This window comes from [Clostridium] innocuum, assembly GCA_012317185.1.
GTDB lineage: Bacteria > Bacillota_I > Bacilli_A > Erysipelotrichales > Erysipelotrichaceae > Clostridium_AQ > Clostridium_AQ innocuum.
Map to the genome: position 1 here is coordinate 3581074 of CP048838.1, position 20690 is coordinate 3601763.

General features: G+C 41.6%; 15 protein-coding genes. 1 reads left to right on the plus strand and 14 read right to left on the minus strand.

Annotated features, from left to right (window positions below):
- Window positions 1-907 precede the first annotated feature (907 nt).
- From G4D54_17515 to G4D54_17575, 13 genes are all read right to left on the minus strand, one after another.
- Window positions 908-1510, minus strand: a complete 603-nt coding sequence (locus G4D54_17515) for a hypothetical protein (GenBank protein ID QJA04110.1) — start codon at window positions 1508-1510, stop codon at window positions 908-910.
- The gene (locus G4D54_17520) at window positions 1503-2360 is read right to left on the minus strand and encodes an arginase family protein (protein ID QJA04111.1); all 858 of its coding nucleotides are present in this window, start codon (window positions 2358-2360) and stop codon (window positions 1503-1505) included. The genes G4D54_17515 and G4D54_17520 overlap by 8 nt, the downstream gene beginning before the upstream one ends.
- A 12-nt stretch (window positions 2361-2372) precedes the next feature.
- On the minus strand, window positions 2373-3785 hold the full coding sequence (locus tag G4D54_17525) for a family 1 glycosylhydrolase (GenBank protein ID QJA04112.1): 1413 nt from the start codon (window positions 3783-3785) through the stop codon (window positions 2373-2375).
- A gap of 11 nt (window positions 3786-3796) precedes the next feature.
- Complete coding sequence (locus G4D54_17530; protein ID QJA04113.1) at window positions 3797-5638, minus strand: PTS transporter subunit EIIC; 1842 nt, start codon at window positions 5636-5638, stop codon at window positions 3797-3799.
- A gap of 159 nt (window positions 5639-5797) precedes the next feature.
- Window positions 5798-6640 carry a MurR/RpiR family transcriptional regulator gene (locus G4D54_17535; protein ID QJA04114.1) on the minus strand — a complete coding sequence of 281 codons (843 nt, stop codon included), beginning with the start codon at window positions 6638-6640 and terminating at the stop codon, window positions 5798-5800.
- A 325-nt stretch (window positions 6641-6965) separates the two neighbouring features.
- Entirely contained in the window at window positions 6966-8294 is a 1329-nt protein-coding gene (gene rlmD / locus G4D54_17540) for a 23S rRNA (uracil(1939)-C(5))-methyltransferase RlmD (protein QJA04115.1), read from the minus strand.
- Between the two features lie 36 nt (window positions 8295-8330).
- A complete protein-coding gene (locus G4D54_17545; protein QJA04116.1) occupies window positions 8331-8927 on the minus strand; it encodes a hypothetical protein in 597 nt (198 codons plus the stop codon).
- A gap of 265 nt (window positions 8928-9192) precedes the next feature.
- Window positions 9193-10617 (minus strand): Asp-tRNA(Asn)/Glu-tRNA(Gln) amidotransferase subunit GatB, encoded by a 1425-nt coding sequence (gene gatB / locus G4D54_17550; protein QJA04117.1) that lies wholly within the window; start codon window positions 10615-10617, stop codon window positions 9193-9195.
- Entirely contained in the window at window positions 10614-12035 is a 1422-nt protein-coding gene (gene gatA / locus G4D54_17555; GenBank protein ID QJA04118.1) for an Asp-tRNA(Asn)/Glu-tRNA(Gln) amidotransferase subunit GatA, read from the minus strand. Before gatA ends, gatB begins: the two co-directional genes overlap by 4 nt.
- 1 nt (window position 12036) lies before the next feature.
- Window positions 12037-12330 (minus strand): Asp-tRNA(Asn)/Glu-tRNA(Gln) amidotransferase subunit GatC, encoded by a 294-nt coding sequence (gene gatC, locus G4D54_17560; GenBank protein ID QJA04119.1) that lies wholly within the window; start codon window positions 12328-12330, stop codon window positions 12037-12039.
- A gap of 183 nt (window positions 12331-12513) precedes the next feature.
- Window positions 12514-13638, minus strand: a complete 1125-nt coding sequence (locus G4D54_17565; GenBank protein ID QJA04120.1) for a CamS family sex pheromone protein — start codon at window positions 13636-13638, stop codon at window positions 12514-12516.
- On the minus strand, window positions 13622-15619 hold the full coding sequence (ligA, locus tag G4D54_17570; protein ID QJA04121.1) for an NAD-dependent DNA ligase LigA: 1998 nt from the start codon (window positions 15617-15619) through the stop codon (window positions 13622-13624). The genes G4D54_17565 and ligA overlap by 17 nt, the downstream gene beginning before the upstream one ends.
- Before the next feature lie 10 nt (window positions 15620-15629).
- On the minus strand, window positions 15630-17918 hold the full coding sequence (locus tag G4D54_17575) for a UvrD-helicase domain-containing protein (GenBank protein ID QJA04122.1): 2289 nt from the start codon (window positions 17916-17918) through the stop codon (window positions 15630-15632).
- Window positions 17919-18109: 191 nt separating this feature from the next.
- Between G4D54_17575 and G4D54_17580 the strand changes: the two genes are divergently transcribed.
- Complete coding sequence (locus G4D54_17580; GenBank protein ID QJA04123.1) at window positions 18110-19693, plus strand: LCP family protein; 1584 nt, start codon at window positions 18110-18112, stop codon at window positions 19691-19693.
- 126 nt (window positions 19694-19819) lie between these two features.
- Here G4D54_17580 and G4D54_17585 read toward each other — a convergent pair whose 3' ends face one another.
- Window positions 19820-20686, minus strand: coding sequence for an HAD-IIB family hydrolase (locus G4D54_17585; protein QJA04124.1), 867 nt, complete (start codon window positions 20684-20686; stop codon window positions 19820-19822).
- Window positions 20687-20690: the final 4 nt, after the last annotated feature.

Sequence of the window (20690 nt, forward strand, 5' to 3'; positions counted from 1 at the left end):
CTGAACACTACATATATGCGAAAAGGTATAAAAAAGCCTGACTTTATATGAAAATCAGGCAAAATATTATTTACTAGCAAATATACACCAAAAGCAATTAAAAAGAGCACAAAAAACAATTAAATACAAATAAGAGTATAAAGAAATAATTCAAATGACTCATCTGATTTATAAAGAAAACATCTTTTCGGAATATGGAGAAGTTGCTAATCAGGTAATTTACGAATTGGAGCAAGAAAAGAAGATGGCAAATATAAGAATGCTTTCGTATCATGAAAACTGAGTTTAAGGCTAGACCTGTTTATTTACAAGGAGAAGATCGAATCAAAGCGTATTTCTTAATTTGTTTTATATCACCATTGATATATCGTTTACTAGAAGAAAAAAAAATAAAGAATATACAGTAGAATAAATAATTCATACATTACGAGAAATGAATGTATGTGAAATTGAGGAATATGGATATATCCCTACTTATAAACAAACAGATTTAACAGATAAATTGCATGAATAATTTGAGTTTCAAACGAACACGCAAATCATTAAGAGAAGCAAAATAAGAAATATTATTCATCAAACAAAACAAAAAAATTAGAATATACTACATATCGTTACAAAGCGAAAACTCAAGATTAGTCTTTATTTATCAGCTAATCTTGAGTTTTTCTCTCTCTTAAGGTGTCAAACTTGGGATATTAGAATTATAGCACATCATTCAGAATTTCACGAACGGTCATAGTCGCGCAAAAATCGAACTTGTGAGAATGATTGATATATCCTTAATATATAATAAATTTACTTTCTTTAATTTGAATAATTTAAATATTTTGAAGAAACAATATAACTAAATCTTGTTTATTGCTTTTACGAGAATACTGAAGCAAAAGTTTTTTATTCTGATATCATCTTAACTTGCTCTTTTTATAACCTTATTTGTTATTGGCTTAAATACTTTTAGTATTGGTCCTATTCCAAAAGCAAGAAGAATAGTTCCAACTTGTATTGGTCCTCCAACTAGAAATGCTAAACTAGCAATTGAAACATCGATGATTACTCTTAAAAGGAATGGATTTTTATTGATTTTTTCACTTATTGAAAACGATACAGCATCATAGGGAACCATGCCTAAATCACAATTCATATATAAAGACATTCCCAATGCAATACACACCATTCCAACACCAAATAATACAAAACTAGCAATTATTGACATAGAAGTCGGTAATACAGATTCCATTACTTCATTTATTACTTGTAAAATATATCCGAATGATATCATAGGAACTAAACTTCCAATTCCTAAAAATCTCTTTTGAATAAATAGAATGAGTACTGCGATGATAAACTGTGCAACAAGGGTAAATGTTCCTAAGGAAATATTAAGCATATTGGAAGAACCTACACATAAAGCATTAAATGGATCAATACCAAAATTTGTATAATTGCATAGCCCTGTTCCAAATGCCATAAAGATAATTCCACATATAATGATAATAATTTTTCTAATCATGGAAAATAGAAACCTCTGATAACATGTTTCTTAATCTCATGGCATCCCAAGGCAAGTGTTCAGCAATTGTTAATCCAACAATATTACTATATTTAGAAATATCGCCTAGAATTCTTCCAATGTGTTCTAACTTTAATTCTCCAATTGCAGCATCGAATGATTCAAGATATGGTTCGGCAGGATATATTGAACGAAAATCTTGAGGATCCAATACATCTAAATCGAAATGCACAGCTACATGCTTTATATTTTCCTTCTGAATCCAATCTACAAGAATATTACTATCATTTTTTAGTTGAGAAGGAGTAGCGTATGAAATCTTTTTGATATTGACAATTTGATCCTTTTCTCTTAAATCATCATAAATAAGACCAGCTAGCATTACTTTATTTTTATTAATCGGATTTTTCACCATTGATGCAAGTGTGGATCCTTCTCCGGAAATAAGATTATTTAAAACCATTTCATGGTTTCTAGTTGATGTTTCAACTGTAGATACATCTGGATGTGCATCTAGCCATAATATTCCCAGTTTTTCCCCATACTTCCCACTTAGATAGTCAAAAGGGACTTGAGATACAGAACAATCTCCTCCAATAACAATTATTCTATCTGGATTCTCTTGAATTAAAACTTCTTCGGTATCTTTCATTTGTTTTTTTAAGGCTTCTTCTCCTTCAATACCATTTTTTTGTTTTAATTCCTCATCAAAACTTATATTTACAGGTACTTTTACTGTCTTAATAGACGATACTTGAGGGACTATTATACTTAATAGTTCACTTCCAAATACATAATTTGGATTGTTGCCGCCCTGCCACTGTGGAATATCTAATCTTATTGTTTTCATAAATGCATCTCCTTAAATCTTGCTTTTTAATGACTGACCATTTGATTGAATAACTTCTTTATACCAATCAAAACTATCTTTTTTAAATCGTTTTAAGCTTCCTTCCCCTTTATCATTGCGATCTACATAAATAAATCCATAACGTTTTTCCATCTGACACTCACTATTACTTACTAAATCAATTGGCGCCCAACTTGTATATCCTAAAACTTCCACACCATCCTGCAAAGCCTCATAAACCTGTAACAAATGTTCTCTAAAGAAATTTATTCGATATGGATCATGAATTTTACCATTTTCTAGCTTATCTTTAAATGCCATACCATTTTCAACAATAAATAATGGTAATTGATAGCGATCATATAATTCATTTAATAAAATTCTTAATCCTTTTGGATCAATTTGATAGCCCCAATCAGAAAGTGTCAAGTACGGATTTTTAATAGTTGAAGCAATATTTCCTCGTGTTGTAATGTATTTGCTCTTATCTGCAGTAGCACAATCACTTGCATAATAACTGATAGAAATAAAATCAACTGTGTGTTTCAAATCCACAAGATCTTGATCTGTAATTTCAAGATGAATGTTATTTTCTTCAAAATAACGATTCATATAATTTGGATATTTACCTCTAACATGCACATCTGCAAAGAATAAAGTTTTTCTTTCTCTGTTTATTTTTTCTAGGACATCATCTGGTTTAGAAGTCAAAGCATAAATTGGAGCTCCTGCAATCATACATCCAATCTGTAAATTTGAATCTAACTCATGTGCAACTTTCGTAATAAGTGCACTTGCAACAAATTGATGATGGATTGCCTGATACAATATGTTTCTATTGATATCCTCAGGTACCCCTTGAATTCCTGCTCCATTAAATGGTGCATGCAGTGTCATATTTATTTCATTGAAAGTTAACCAGTATTTTACACGATCTTTGTATCTTTCAATCATAGTTTTTGCATATTTCAAATAGAAATCAATCAATTTTCTATTTTTCCACCCACCATATTTAATAGCAAGATTCAGCGGCATTTCATAATGCGAAAGTGTTACCATGATCGCAATATTGTGTTTTATTAACTCATGAAATAAATCATCATAATATTTCAATCCTGCTTCATTAGGTGTTTTTTCATCTCCATTTGGATAAATGCGTGGCCAAGCAATTGATACTCTCAAAATTTTGAAATTCATTTCAGATAATAATTCAATATCATCTTTATATTTATGGTAAAAATCGATTCCAATTCGTTTTAAATAATTTTCCTTTGGCGGTATAGAAACATCACCAAAGACACCATCAGGTAAAGCGTCTGCAGTTGAATATCCTTTACCATCTTCTAACACTGCACCTTCACATTGGTTAGCTGCAATCGCTCCTCCCCACAAAAAGTTATTAGGAAATTGTATTTCGTTATGCATCTTGAATTCTCCTATTCTATGGTTAACACTGTTTGTCCAGCTTGAACATTCTTTTCATTCGTCAATTGAATTGTTTGAAAATCATTTGAGTTGCAAACAACATGTATAATCATTGTTGGATAACCTGCTTTTTTCACTTTTTCTAGTTCAACTTCAACTAATAACTCCCCTTTCTTAACTGCTTGTCCCTGTCTAACATGACAGTTAAATCCTTCACCATTCATATTAACTGTATCAATGCCGATATGAAGCAATAGTTCTAATCCCTCATCAGTTAATATTCCAATTGCATGTTTTGAAGGAAAAACCGCTGTAATTGTTCCATTTGCTGGAGAAACTACTTTTCCATTTACTGGTTCTATTGCAAAGCATTGTCCCATCATTCCTTCTGAGAATACATTATCTGGAATATCACTCATTGGAATAACACTTCCTTCACAACTAGCATCAACATTAATTTTACCTAATGGAAGATTCTTTTGTTGTTCTTGTGAATCAAATCCCTCTGTATATTCATCATCTTTTACATCATCAAATCCAGTTACAATTACCCAAATGAATGCTACAATAAACGCCACTGTACATGATACAACAAACCAAATAAATGTATCTGTTAAGAATAATGGAATACCAATGATAGGTCCTGTTGCCATACCTGTTGCAGTTACATGGAAGAATCCAGCAATAGCACCACCTACTGCTCCACCAATACATACTCCGATAAGTGGTCTTTTTAATTTAGAAGTAATTCCATATAATGCTGGTTCTGTGATACCTAGAATTGCATTTAAAGCCGCTGTTCCTGCTAATGATTTAAAATCGCGATTTTTTGTTTTTAGGAAGACGGCAAATGTTGCTCCAGCTTGTGCTGAGTTAGAAGCGACATTTAGTCCCATTAAGTATTCAACACCGTATGTCGATAAAGACTGAACCATAACAGGTGTAAATCCATTATGAATTCCTAATAATACCATAATTGGGAAGAAACCAGAGAAAATGGCTCCAGCAATAACTCCATAATTTACATAAAATGTTAAGAAGTTTGAAGCAAGAACATCACTGATCATAGAGCCAACTGGACCAATCGCAACAATAACTAACACTCCAGTTACAAACACTGTAAGTAATGGAACCAAAATTGTTCTTAAAATACTTGGCACTACTTTAGCAAAGAATTTTTCTATATAGCTCATTACAATCACTGTCATAATAATTGGAAGAACTGAACTAGCATAAGAAGCACTAAATACTGGAATTCCTAATAAATGATGTGTTGTTCCGTCTCCAAGCATATTAATTAAATCAGGATGAAGCATAATTCCTGCAACAACCATTGCCAAGTAACGATTACATTTGAAATGTGTCGCTGTACTTACTGCTAATAAGAATGGTAAGAAGTAATATGCTGCATCTGAGAATAACATCAGCCATTTAAACATTTCGCCATCTGGTGAAATAACATTTGCAAACATTAATCCTAATAAAATTCCTTTTAATAACCCTGCACCAATGATAGCTGGTAAAATTGGTGTGAATATTCCTGTAAAAGTATCAAGAATTACTGCAAGTAGTTTTTTCTTTTCTTTTGGCACTTCATTATTCTTTGATAAACCTACTAATGGTTCAAATTCCAAAAAGACATCTGCAACTTTTGGACCTAAAATAACTTGATATTGCCCTTCTACAAGGTTCACCCCCATAACTCCAGGAAGCTTTTTAATTTGATCCTCCTTGATAATGTTTAAATCTTTGATCGTCATCCTTAAACGAGTAATACAGTGAGTGACTGCTGAAATATTTTCTTTCCCACCTACTAATTCAAGAATTTGTGTGGCTAATTCTTTATTTGTCATACTTTTTCCTCCTCTACATTTGCTTTAAATATTTATACTTTCTGTATTGACAATTGCATTATAGCAACCAATGTAAGCACATACAATATAGCTAAATATCAATGGTCTTAAAGTTTCAAACTAAGAAAAAAAAGAGAACTTTTTTTGAAATTATGAGTTTCAAAAATCCTCTTTCTTACTATAAATATTCTCCACATCTAAAGCATTCTTTATATGATAATCAAAATCTTTTACTAACAAACAGGCAAATAAAATATCTAAAATGTAATTCATTGATATTGCAAGTAACATCATTTCAAAACCAGCTATAATATTTTTATCATATACCTGTAAGTAATGATCACAAACATTTTTTAAATCATCAAATTCTTCTCCACCAATACCTAATGTATACTGGCCAATAGATTTAACCTTTCTAGCACTATATACTGCTTGCTTATTTCCTCCAGTAAATGAAAGAATAATGGATACTCTTTTATTGTTTTTTGTACTCATAACATAATGCTCATTTAAATTTGTGAAAATATTACACTGCTTACCCAATGTTTGAAATTTAAACATTGCTGATTCTGCTATTGCTTGTGTTACTCCTGAACAATAGAAATCAATTACTTCTGCATTTTTTATTTTTTGAACGATACTTCTCACTAATTCTTTATTTAACATCAAATTTGTGTTTACTATTGCAACATTATAAAAATGAGGCATCTTTCCTAAAATATCACTTACGCCACTATACTTATTGAATGGTTGTTTTAATCGAATATCTTTAATCTTATCTCTTTCATAATTTTCTTGTTGAATGACTCTTTTAAGTTCTTCATAGCTGCCTACACCTATTTTTTTACAAAACCTAAATACAGTAGATTTACTAGTTAATGTAATCATTCCTAAATCATCAGCTGTTAATTCATCTAAAGAATATGGGTTTTTCAAAATATAATCAGCAATACTTTGCTCAGAATGAGTAAATATTTCTTTTTCTAATTTATCAAAAATCACTTTAACACCTCCTGCCAAATTTATAATAATAACATGTGATCAACTACCTTTATTATATACTTAAATTAAGTAAATGTCATACTATAATCATCATTTAAATCACTATTATTTTAAACATATATTAGATTTTTTGCTTTTATGTTTTACCTTAAATCTCTTTTTTTCTCGAACACTAAAACAAGGAAAAAATGTACAAGAAAAGCCTGACTTTTATTAAAATCAGGCAAATTAGCATTTACTATCAGTTGCACCCCATTTTGAGTGCTTCAAATTTTGCTTATCAAAAAGTGTCGAAAAGCCTTTATTCATGGGCTTTTTTGCACTTTTATTTTCTCACTATCAGACACACACATTCGACGTGATGTGTAAATGGAAACATATCCAGAGGCTGCACAATTTCTGTACGATACCCCTTCTCTTCCAGCAGCTTTAAATCCCTTGCCAGTGTCCCGGGATCACAGGACACATAAACAATCCGTTTTGGCTGCATCATCACCATACTGTCAATCGTCTGTACATCACACCCCTTGCGCGGCGGATCTACCACAATCACATCCGGATGTGCCCCCTGCTCACACAGCTTTTTCGCATAGTCAGCCGCATCACTGCATACAAAATCAATATTCGCAATGCCATTCAATGCCGCATTCTTTCTCGCATCACGAATCGCCTGCGGTACGATTTCAATTCCCGTCACATGCTTGGCCTGCTGTGCTAAAAACATGGAAATCGTTCCAACCCCGCAATACAAATCCAATACGGCTTCCTTTCCCGTAAGCTGTGCAAACTCCAGAGCCTTTCCATATAATATCTCCGTCTGTCTTGGATTCACCTGATAGAAGGACTTTGAGGATATGGAAAATTTTAAGTCATGAATACTGTCAGTGATAGCATGCTCACCAAACAACAGCTGTTCCTTATCCCCCAAAATGACATTATCATCCCGTACATTCAGATTTAATATGACACTCTTTACAAACGGCAATGCCGCAGTCAGCTCCTGCACCATCTCCTTCCCATGTGGAATCTGAAAGGAACGCACAATCCAGACAACCATTACCTCATCACTGAAAAATGCATGCTTGATCAACAGATGACGAAACAGCTTCGCATTCTGATATTTCTCAAATAATTTACGCATTTCCTGTAATACCGCATTGATCCGCTCACTCTGAATCAGACACGTATCCGTATCGATGATGGCATTGGAGTTGATACGATAAAAGCCGGTAACCGTTTTACCTTTATCAACTCCGACCGGAATCTGCCCTTTGTTGCGATAATTGGTATAGCAATCCTGCATCCCCAGCACATCCTGCACCTCAATATCAAGGTGTGCTATCCGCTGCATCACATCCTGCACCTTCTGCTTCTTAAACCGCAGCTGCTCCGCATAGGACATATGCTGAAGCTGACAGCCTCCGCACTGCTTTGCAATCGGACAGGGGGGAGCAACACGCTGTGAGGATGTTTTACTTCTTTTCATCAGCCTGCCATAGCCAAATTTCTTTTTTGCCATCGTGACAACCAGCTCTCCCGCTTCCCCCTCCAGCATGCCCTTCACAAACAGCGGAAAGCCGTCTATCTTTACAACCCCGTGCCCGTCGTGCGTATATCCGCTGCAGACACCATATACCTGATCATTTTTCTTCATCTTCTCACCTCATTGAAAAAAGGGCAGGCCGCCCTTTTACTTGTTTTTCTTAGCTGCTTCTTCCTGCTGCTTTAACAGCTTTTCTGCGACGGATTTATTTTTCGGAGATGAAGGTGTAGAAACGTTCGGCTTCTTCGCTGCCGCTGTCTTCGTCTTGATCTTATAAATCTGATCATCCGCAGAATGCTTGTCATCCGGAATGAAATTATAAACATGCACTTCCAGATCATACATCTTATCGGAATCGTTATTTGTAAAATACTTCTTGATAGGAAGAATATCATTCACCTTATCATAGGCTTCATTCATAATACTCTTCACCTTGGCACTGCTGGCATCATCCTTAGTATCAATATTGATACGCAGGGTAGCACTGATCAAATTGACTTCAACGCTTTCAACACCATCCAGCTTCATTGCGGACTTCACCTTGTCCAGCTGCTCTTCTGTTATGGCCGGGTTCAGTGAATTGTCAAAACGGCTGCCGACCGTAGGACTTCCGCTGCTCTCCTTGGCACTCAGATAAATCCATCCAAGCAGCAGTACAGGAATCAGAATAACAATACCGGCAATCCAGTATAGTATCTTGCTCTTTCCGCCGCCTGCTTTTGTTTTTTTCTTCTTTTTACTCATGGGGTTCACTCCTGACTATATAGACAATGAGCATACTCCTTAGGAGTCATGCCTGATTACACGATTGTGTTTCTAGTATAGCACATTTACCAGTATAACACAAAACCGCGAGAATTACAGCGGGAATCTTCTTACGATTTCCTAAAATTGACAGCTTCACAGACAGGCTTTTTCAAAAGCTACCCTGCAATATATAAGCCGGTGTTTCGCATAGCATCCGTGCCTTACGCTCGCAGGCTTCATCACCGGCTGGCGCAACAGAATGCTAGCGCTTTTTCAACTCCTCCTGAATCAGCTTATTCGTCATCGCCGGATTCGCCTGTCCCTTGCTGGCCTTCATTACCTGACCAACCAGGAAGCCGACAGCACGGTCCTTACCGTTTTTGAAATCTTCAATGGATTGCGGGTTGTTATCCAGAACAGCGCTAACCATGGCAAGCAGCTCACTGCTGTCACTCATCTGCTTCATACCCTTTTCTTCCACGACCTTCTTCGGATCCTTGCCCTGCATGATGTCCTCAAACACGATTTTTGCCTGCTTGCCGCTTATTTCACCGGCATCCACCATATTTACCATATCCGCAAGATGCTTTGGATTACACGGATTATCCACCAGCTTGATATTTGCCTTATTCAATGCAGCTGTAACCTCAACGATCACCCAGTTTGCTGCCTTCTTATAGTTCTTTGTATACTGACATACCTCATCGAAAAAGTTGCTCAGCTCACGATTGGCAACGAGTACATCAGCATCGTATTCCTTCAGTGCATAATCGTGCATATAGCGTGCCTTACGCTCATCCGGAAGCTCCTCCATATTGTCCTGAATGTCTTTGATCCATGCCGCATCCAGACGAATCGGTGGAATATTCGGTTCTGGGAAGAACTTGTAGTCCACATTTCCTTCCTTTTTCCGCATCAGAATCGTTGTTTTCTGCGTTTCATCATAACGACGGGTTGCCTGTACGACTTCCTCACCGTTTTCCAGCAGCTCCCTTTGACGTGCCACCTCTGCATCAATCGCCTTCTGTACATTGGAAATGGAATTCAGATTTTTGACCTCGGTTTTGGTACCAAGAGCTTCACTGCCCTGCGGACGTATGGAAACATTGACATCACAGCGCATGCTTCCCTCTTCCATTTTAACATCACTGACTCCAAGGTAATACAGCATACTTCTCAGCTTTTCCACATAGGCAGCTGCCTCTGCCCCGTTTCGGATATCCGGTTCACTGACGATTTCCACCAGCGGTGTTCCCGCACGGTTGTAGTCTACCAGTGTCCCCGCATCGCTGTGAAACTGCTTAGCGGTATCCTCTTCCATATGAATACGGTTGATGCGGATATCCTTTTCCCCGTCATCCGTTTTAATGGTAATGACACCGTTGGAGCCAATCGGATGAAACTGCTGGGTTATCTGGAAGCCCTTAGGAAGATCGGAATAATAATAGTTCTTGCGATCAAACTTCACCAGCGGATCGATTTCACACTTCAATGCCGTTGCGGCCAGAATTGCCAGACGCACAGCATCCTTATTTACACAGGGGAGTGTTCCGGGATGTCCCAGATCCACTTCATTTACACAGGTGTTCGCTACCTCTCCAAAGGATGTCGGTGCCCCTGAGAACATTTTTGTTTTGGTTTTCAGCTCGCAGTGGATTTCAATCCCTATGACTGTTTCGTATTTCATGCGTCTACCTCCACATCATTACCTTTTAATCCTGTTTCCTCTTCAATCGCCAGTCCGATATTAAACAATGTCTGCTCATCAAATGCCTTCGCCGTCATATTGATACCGATCGGCATACCTTCCGCAAAGCCGGTCGGCATGGTCATGCTCGGATATCCGGAAAAGTTGCCCAGCACCATATGATTTTCAGCCACATTGTTATCTGCCCCAAGATGAGAATCCTTGGATTCCTCTGCCAGCGGCGCGATTGTTCCTGCAGCAGAGGCAATGACAACATCGCTGTTGGCAAGAACACGGTTCAGCTCCTCCACAATCAGGCGGCGAACCTTCTGCGCCTTGCGGAAGATCTTATCCTGATTTTCCACAAACAGAGAATAGCTTCCGATGACAAAACGCTTGCGTACATAGGAACAGAAGCCCTTTGTCCGGGTGTTGATCATGACATCCTCCACGTTTTCTCCAGCCTCACGCATACCAAAACGGATTCCATCCAGATTGGAATGGTTGGCTGTAGCCTCGGCATTCGCAATAATATAGTAGGTAGGCATCAGTGCCTTCATCAGCTTATCATCCATGCGCACATGTGTAACAGTAGCACCGCGTGCCTCCAGCTTCTTCATCAAAGCGTCAAAATTCTCACGGATTGCAGGATCTGCAACCGCCTCCTGTACATTATCCAAAACAGCAATTCGCTTTCCGCGAAGGTCATGATTCAGGTTAGCAGCATAGGCCTCCACTGCACGGTTGGATGAGGTCATGTCACGGTCATCGCGACCAGCCAGCACCTCCAGTGCAACCGCTGTATCCTGTACGGATGTGGTAAAATAACCCACATGATCCAGACTGGATGCATACGGAATGATACCATAGCGGGAGATTCTTCCATAGGTTGGCTTCATGCCGATAATCCCCTGGTATGCGGCCGGCTTGCGCACACTGTCACCGGTATCCGTACCAATGGCAAACGGAACGACTCCAGCCGCTACAAGTGCTGCACTGCCGCCGCTGCTTCCTCCGGAAATTCTGCTTTCATCCCAGGCATTGTTAACTGGTCCTGTGTAGGCATTGCGGTTGGTTCCGCCCATGCCCAGCTCATCCATACTGGCCTTTGCTATTACAACAGCGCCTGCAGCTTGCAGCTTATCAACGATATGCGCATTGTATACCGGGATATAATTATCCAGAATGCGGGAGGATGCCGTGGTACGGATTCCCTTCGTATTCACGTTATCCTTTAAAACAACTGGCATGCCATACATCGCTGCATCTGCGCCGATTGCTTCCAGCTCCTTCAGCTGCTCTTTCGGGTCTACAAAGGTAACAGCAGCATTCAAACGCGCCTGTGCTTCCTTCGCTTTTTCCAAAGCCTCGTAAACGCGGCCCTCCACGTCCTGCTTTCTCGCTCTTTCAAAATCCATTTTACTTCACCACCTTTGGCACATGTACATGCCCTGCTTTTGCACTTTTCACATTCAGAAGCGCGGCTTCCTGTGATATTACATTATCTACGCTGTCCTCACGCAGAAATGTCGTTTCTGCTTCAAACGGGTAGATCATTTCTTCAACACCCTCTGTATCAATGCCGTCCAGCAGCTCGATCTGCTGCAGCAATACCTTAAATTCCTCCTGCAGCTCACTGACCTCTTCATCATTCAGATCAAACATGATGTCATGTGCCAGCTTCTTGAAATATTCTGCACTAAATTCTTCCATGATTGCCTCCATTCCTTCGCCTTGCGCGATTCAGATTTCTGAAAAAGAGAATGCGTTTTGTTCGATACCGTCACATCTCTTTTCGATCTTCCCTTTTTTATTTATACCGTTGTATGAAAATCTTGAAAAGGCATAGCAACAGTTCCTACGAAATTCATTTTATTCTTCTTTTCTATTTCTGGATTAATACAGCAGTGTCTGTGCAACCGTACTGCTGGTACCCTTGTTTCTCGTAATGGTGGCGACATCTACATCATCCGCCTTGACTACGACCGTGATTTTAAAATTATTGCTGGAAAAGATGGAAAGCCGCTCATCCAGCAGCTGCACCGCCGCAATGACCTCATCCGCACTCTTGGCATGCAGCTTCACATTGATGCGCAGATCTGTCAGCTCATTATCCATGAAATGACCTTTGCCGATCATGTCGATATCCTGTCCCAGAAAATCCTGAAAGCTCGCCTTGTAGCGGTCGAAATAGGTTGCGTTTGTCCCGTCCAGCTTGGTTGCCGTGCTTGTTGGAAACAATGCCCATTTTTCATTGATTGCCTTGAATTCCGCATTGGTCTTGGATTCAAAATAGGCTTCCTCAAAGTACGTTCCCGGCAGCGTCGCATCATCGCTGGAGGTATTATACAGCGCTACATAAATCGGTGTGTTGTTTCCGATTTCCGGCTTTGCCTTTCGCAGATAATTAACCAGCTTACGCGCACATTCCTCGCCATACAGCTTCATTTTATCGCTATCGATGGTTGCCTCCTTTGGTTCCGTTCCGATTTTATCATTGAATACGAGCGCCAGTGACAGCCCCTTCAGCTCCTTGTTCTGATACCAGTCATATTCAAAGATATCCAGCAGCAGCACATCATTGGCTGTTATTTTTTTATCCCCGTCATCGGTTGGAAACACATCACCGACTGCAGGATTTAAACCGTTTGCATTTTTCTTGCTCGTTCTCCCCAGCAGTCCGCTGTTATCCGCGGAGGCATCCAGTGTATTGTAATCCAGATATTTTCCACCCCGAAAGGCATACGTCTTACTGGAGAAATATTCCTTGGAAAGCTCCATCAGCCCGGTACCGATGGTCAGGGTATCACTCAGATTGGTTTGCATCTGGGCATGCTTCTGCCCCGCATCACTCACTGAAAACGGCAGCAGTGCAGAGTATTCCCCTTCGTTGATGGCCTTTGTTTCCTCACTGCTTTTATCATTGTCCGCCTTGTTTTTATCTTCCTTATTACAGCCGCCGAGTACCAGCATGCAGCTGCAAAGAAGCAGAATCGGGACTGCTCTAGGTTTCCTGTTCATTTCCGTTCACCTCTTTCATAAAGGTATCCTCATCCATCGTCATGACACCGAGGGAATTCGCTTTGGTCAGCTTGCTGCCAGCCGCCTCGCCGTAAATGACAAGGTCGGTTTTTTTGGAAACAGAGCCGCTGACATTGGCCCCGAGAGATTCCAGCAACGCCTTGGCATCATTTCGTGTCATCTGCGTCAGCGTACCGGTCAGTACGATGGTTTTGCCGCTGAATGAGCTTTCCTGAATCTGCTCAGCCTCGGTATCCATCCGCAGGCCATAGCCCTTTAAATGGGCAATCAGCTCCATGTTCTTCGGCTCATGGAAAAAGGCGGTGATGCACTCTGCCGTAATCTGTCCGATATCCTTGATTGCCACAAGCTCTTCCTCATTCGCTGCCATCAGTGCATCCATGCTCAGAAAATGCTTTGCCAGAACCTTTGCGGCTTTCTTGCCAACCTGGCGGATGCCCAGTCCATAGATCAGATCCTCCAGCGGATTCTGCTTGCTGTCCTCAATGGCATCCAGCAGCTTATCTACCGACTTTTCCTTAAAGCCCTCCAGATCGATCAGCTCCTGCCGATGCTCCTTCAGGCAGTATATATCTTCAATGGTATTCAAAAAGCCCTGCTTATGGAAAAATTCCACTTTCTTATCACCCAGTGTATCGATATCCATCGCATCCCGACTCGCAAAATGAATCATGCTTTCCACAACACGGGCGGGGCAGTCCTGATTGATGCAGTAATGGGCAGCTTCCTCAGGAAAGCGTACCAGCTCACTTCCGCAGATCGGGCAGTGCGTTGGAAAGTGGTAAACCGCCTGCGTATCGTTTCTTCGCTCAAGCAGCGGTCGAACGACCTCCGGTATGATATCTCCGGCCTTGCGTACCACAACATCATCATGAATACGGATGTCCTTTTCCTTAATCATATCCTCATTGTGCAGCTGTGCCGCCGATACCGTTGTACCCGCAACCCGCACCGGCTCCAGTACGGCATTCGGAGTAATACGTCCCGTTCTTCCAACCGTTACCACGATATCCAGCAGCTTTGTGATAACCTCTTCGGCAGGAAATTTATATGCAATCGCCCAGCGCGGCACCTTGACCGTGGAGCCCAGACGATTTTGTGCGTCCAAATCATCCACCTTGATGACCATACCGTCAATCGCGTAGGGCAGATCATTTCGCTGCTCTGTAATTTCTTCGATAAACTGCCACACCTCATCGATGCGCTCACACACCTTACGAAGCGGATTCACCCGCAGATGCATTTCACTCATCTTCTGCAGTGCCTCTTCATGGGAATGAATATCGTATTCCTGTGCATTCACAAAGTAATACCAGAAGGCATCCAGCTTACGCTTTGCCGCAACCGAGCTGTCCAGCTGACGGATACTTCCCGCCGCCGCATTTCGCGGATTCGCAAACAGTTCTTCCCCGTTCTTTTCCCGTTCCTCATTCAGCATCTGAAAGCTGGCATTGGGCATATACACCTCTCCGCGCACTTCCACCTCACCCTGTAGCGGGATATGCATCGGAATGGATGGGATCGTTTTGACATTGTGCGTAACATCCTCACCGACAACACCGTCTCCGCGGGTCAGGGCCTGTACAAAGCGCCCGTCGCGATATATCAGGGACATGGCAAGTCCGTCAATTTTCAGCTCCACCACATAGCGTGCGTTTGGCACCACTTCCCGCACACGCTCGTCAAAGGCATGCAGATCCTCCAGATTGAAGGCATTGCCCAGACTCAGCATGGTGCGCTTATGCTCCACCTTCGTGAATGCGTCCAGTACGACACCACCGACGCGCTGCGTGATGGAATTGGGATCGCGGTACTGTGGAAATTCATACTCCAGTGCCACCAGCTCCTGATAATAGCGGTCATATTCCTGATCGCTCATGCTTGGCTGATCCAGTACGTAATATTCGTACGCCAGCCTGTCCAATATGCTTCGTAATTCTAAAATCCTCTGCTGACTCATTAGAAACCTCCTATTTTTTCGATAAAGCCGGATGGTCGATCTTGATCTTTCGGATTCCGAATTTCTGTTCGAAGGCAATCGTTGCCAGCTGTTCTTCCAGCTTGATAACAACACCGTCTCCGAAGCTTTCGTGATGAACCAGATCGCCTTTTCTTATTTTACCCTTTTTCTTAGGTTTCCTATCCTCATTTATGATTGGTGCACTATCAAATGAATCTGTGATGCGCACATCGCTTAATTTTCGCTCGGCCTGTCTTGCATAGCCGCTGCTTTCCTGAGGACGATGCTGTACCATGTCACTGTGCATGGACAGAAAGTCACTGCCGCTGAAGGTATCGACATCGCTGGAAAATGTATTCCGCGGTTTTGCGCCGACATCCTCGATACAGTCCTCGGGAAGCTCCTTGATGAACCGGGAGGTTGTTTTGATTTTATCCAGTACATAGCTGTAGCCGTAGGAGTCGGATAAAAACAGCTGTTTTTTAGCCCGGGTAAAGGCTACATAGGCAAGACGGCGTTCTTCCTCCAGCGCCGGTTGTCCGCCTTCTCCCACAGAGCGTTCATTCGGGAAGATTCCCTCGCATAGGCTGTACACAAAGACATTATCAAATTCCAGCCCCTTTGCGGCATGAATCGTCATCAGCTGTACAAAGTCCCCGTTCTCCTGTTCCTCCTTATCGGAATACAGGGAGATTTCCTGCAGGTATTCATTCAGGGTACCCTCCGGATGTGCTTCCACATAATCCGAGATATCCCCGATCAGCTCCTTGATATTTTCCAGACGCTCTATTTCCTTGTCTTCCCGCAGCATATTTAGATAACCGCTGTCCTCCAGCACCTTCTCCAGCAGCTGGTCGATGCTGATGGTATCCACCAACATGCGGCATTCCTCAATCATCGCAACAAACGCCTGTATGTTGGCTCTTGCCTTGCCCTTTCCGATTTCATATTCGCACAGGACATCATACATATTCGTTTCATCATGGTTTGCCTGCAGCTCAATGGTTTCCAGCGTCTTTGCACCGATTCCCCGCTTCGGAGAATTGATGACGCGCTTGACGGCAAGATTCTTGTACATCGCCTTGGGATCCTGTTCATCAAAGGGAGCCAACAGACGCAGATAGCTTAAGGCATCCTTGATCTCCGCACGGTCATAGAAGCGCACACCTCCGTAGATGCGATACGGAATATGAAAATCCAGCAGTGCTTTTTCCAGCCCTCTTGACAGAAAGTTGGAGCGATACAAGATTGCAATATCCCGATAGTCCACATGATCGTGATGCAGCGTCATGATTTTGCTGGCAACCCAGACCGGTTCGTTTGCATCATCCATAGCAGAGAAATGAATGATTTTATCCTCACTCTCCACACGGGTGAACAAATCCTTATCGATACGGTTGCGGTTATTCTTGATCAGTGCATTGGCACCGTTCAGAATCTGCTGGGTGGAACGGTAGTTCTCATTCAGCACAACGGTATGGCTGTCCGGAAAATCCCTTTCAAAATTCATAATGATATCCACCTGTGCACCACGCCAGGTATAAATCGTCTGATCGGGATCGCCGACCACGCACAGATAGCTGCCTTCCTTTACCAGCAGCTTGATGATGGCATACTGCAGATTATCGACATCCTGAAACTCATCGACATGCAGATAGTTAAAGCGCCGCTGCCATTTCGCGCGTACTTCTTCATTGTTCTTCAATATACGGTGGGCAAAAATCAACAGATCATCGAAATCCAGCGCATACATTTCCTTCAGACGCTTCTCGTAAAACTCGTAGACATCGGCCTTGATTTGTTCTCCCGCCCATTTGCCGGCACCCGCCCTGGCGGTTGCGGCATCTATAAAATTCGTTTTGTTGTTGCTTATGTACGACAGCACACTGTTGTAGCTGTAGCTTTTGACATCGATATGCATCTGCTTGTAGGCATCCCGCAAAATGCTCTTTTGGTCATCCGCATCCAGAATCGTGAAATTCCTCGGATATCCCAGCTCCAGAATGTCCTCCCGCAACAGACGCACACAAAAGGAGTGAATGGTGGAAATCGTAACCGCCTTGGCTACATCTCCCAGCAGATTCTCCACTCGCTCTTTCATTTCCCTAGCCGCCTTATTCGTAAAGGTGATGGCTAATACTTTATTCGGATATACTCCGCAGTCATTGATCAGATATGCAATTCTGGTCGTTACCACCCGGGTCTTTCCACTTCCTGCCCCCGCAATGATCCGCAGGTGATGATCCACACACTGTACTGCCTCTAACTGATGCTCATTCAATTGATCTAAAAACGACACAACATCACCTCTTATTTACCTTCTCGACTATTATACTATACTTTGTCTTCCTTTTCTTTAGAAAACAACTTCAATTATAACCCAAAACGGCATGGTACTCTATAGTTATTACGAAATTTTCAGAAATCTGCCATAGTATTTTAAATTTGTTTATACTATAATGTAGACTGACTAACTGAGGTGTGATACATATGGCAAAACAAAAACCGAAACGATACTATACCCGCACGATCGACCTGCTGTTTCTGCTGGCGTTTCTGATCGTGGGAATCGTATCCTTTACCATAGCATTTACCTTCGGCATCCTTCCTGTGAAATGGACGATGGCAGCCGCAGGTATCCTGCTGATTCTATTCCTTATATTATTTATGCTGTCCATGAAGAAGCTTCCCAAGTGGGCTGTGATCGTCAAGCGTCTGTTTATTCTTCTTTTGACGGTGGTTATCGGTACCGGGGGATATTTTCTGGATAAATCACGAAGCACTCTGCATAAGATGAGCAAAAATGCGGCAGGCTCCACCACGGAAATCTATGTGGTCGTGAAAAAGGGCAGCGGTATTGATTCCCTTTCCCAGCTGGAAGGCAAAACGATCGGCTATCAGAAGGGCGTCGATAAGAAAAATGCCGCCTATGCAAGGGAAAAGCTGGACAGCGAGGTTGGCAATACCACGCCCAAGGAAGAGCTGGATTATACAACGCTGTACAGCGATCTGAATCTGGAAACGGTGAATGCCTTTGTTATTTCCGATTCCTATTATGATATGTCCAAATCCAATATTGACGGCTTTGCGGACAGTGTGGATATCATTCAGACCTACAAAAAGAAAAATGATGCCGCCAGCGGTCCCGATATCGATGTCACAAAGGATACCTTCACCGTCTATCTGAGCGGACTTGATAATATGGGAAGTCCGGACCAGCAGACAAGAAGTGATACGAATCTGATTCTGATTGTCAATCCGAAGGCGAATCACATTGATATGGTGTCTCTGCCAAGAGACGGCTACATACCGAATGCCGCCTACGATTATAAAAACGACAAGCTGACGCATACCGGAAACGACGGGATTGAAAACAGTGTGGAAACGATACAGAACTTCTTCGGTATCCCGATTGATTACTATGCCCGTGTAAGCTTCAATTCCCTGATTGAAATTGTCGATACGATCGGCGGTATTGATGTGGATGTGGAAATTGACTTCTGTGAACAGGATGAAAATCGAAGCTTTAAGAAAGAAGATTTGATCTGTCTGAAAAAGGGCAAGCAGCACTTAAACGGCAAGCAGGCGCTCGCCTATTCCCGGCACCGTAAGACCAAGGGCTATGACAATGCCGGAAGAGAGCGTGCACAGCAGCGCATTATCAAGGCAATTATCAATAAGCTGATCTCCGCAAACGGGTTAACCAAGGTGAATGATCTGATGGATATTGCACCGAATTACATTATCACCAATATGCCGGCAGAGAAGATTGCGGATTTTGTATCCGGTGAGCTGAATGAGCTGAAGCCATGGACGATTTCCTCCATCACCAGCGATAACGGTGTCTATGAAGACCTGTATGTGGCAAGTCTGGATCCGTCCCTTGGTGTAAGCAATGTGTATCTATTCAGCCGGGATGAGGTGCATGCGGTTGTGAATGCCTATGATGCGGCACGCAGGCAGCTGCAGATGAACAGCTTTACGTTTAATTTGAATGATCTGTATGCGAATACTCCGAAGATCAATACCTCGGAAAACATACGCTATGCGGATATGGCAGAGAATCCGCAGTAAAGAAAACAAAACCATGCAGCGTCAGCGATGAGTGATATCGTTGAGGGCATGGTTTTTTGATGTTTGTTATCATGGTTTCATAATGCTTTGTCTATAAATACATCCGGGCAGTTTTCTGCCTGTTATTCAAATGGGTGTGTGTTTCCTGCGATTGTCCGCTGCAATCTGCATAATTTTTTTAAGCACACCGTATTGATCATTGGAAGCAATGATTTCAGATACCACTTTTTTTACTTGTTCCTGTGCATTTTCAGGCGCATAGGAATGTACAAAGCTCATCAGCATATCCATATCATTTCCACCATCTCCGAATACAGCAATTTTCTGTTTGTCCCATTGTTTCCGATGCGCCAGAAACATCAAAGCACTTGCTTTTGATATTGCTCTGTCCGTCAATTCAAAAACATTGGAATCGAAGGAAGCATTTACAATATCATTTTCAAACATAGTCAGTCTGTCGAGAAGGTCTGCACGTTTGTCCTGATGTAATTCCAAACCGTTTATTTTCAGAATATCCAACTTCAGGATTTCTTCACGCTTCGCTTGAAAATGAAACCGGCTGAGATATTCATCCAGATATCCGCTCTTTCCATTATCAAGAACCTTCTTTCTCCATATATCCCATTTCATATATTCCTCTATGTATTTTTTCCGTGGCAGCATCGTTAAAATTTTATCTTCTGTGAAAAATTCCAGGTTTGCATGCGGCATAGCATCCAGTATTCCCGCTACCGTCCTTTTCTTTATCGCCCCACGGAACAGTGTCGTTTTATCTTTATCCAAAATGAGTGCACCGTTCATAACGATAACATGAACCGGCAGCGCCCAGAGTCCTTCGCAACCTTTTACACCTGCAATCGTTCGCCCCGTTGTCACGACGAATTCATAACCATCCCTCAGAATCGCCTTCATGCCCTCATCCAGAATGGTATCCCATGCATAATCTGCATTTAATAATGTACCATCCAAATCACTTGCGAAATATTTAATCATAGAG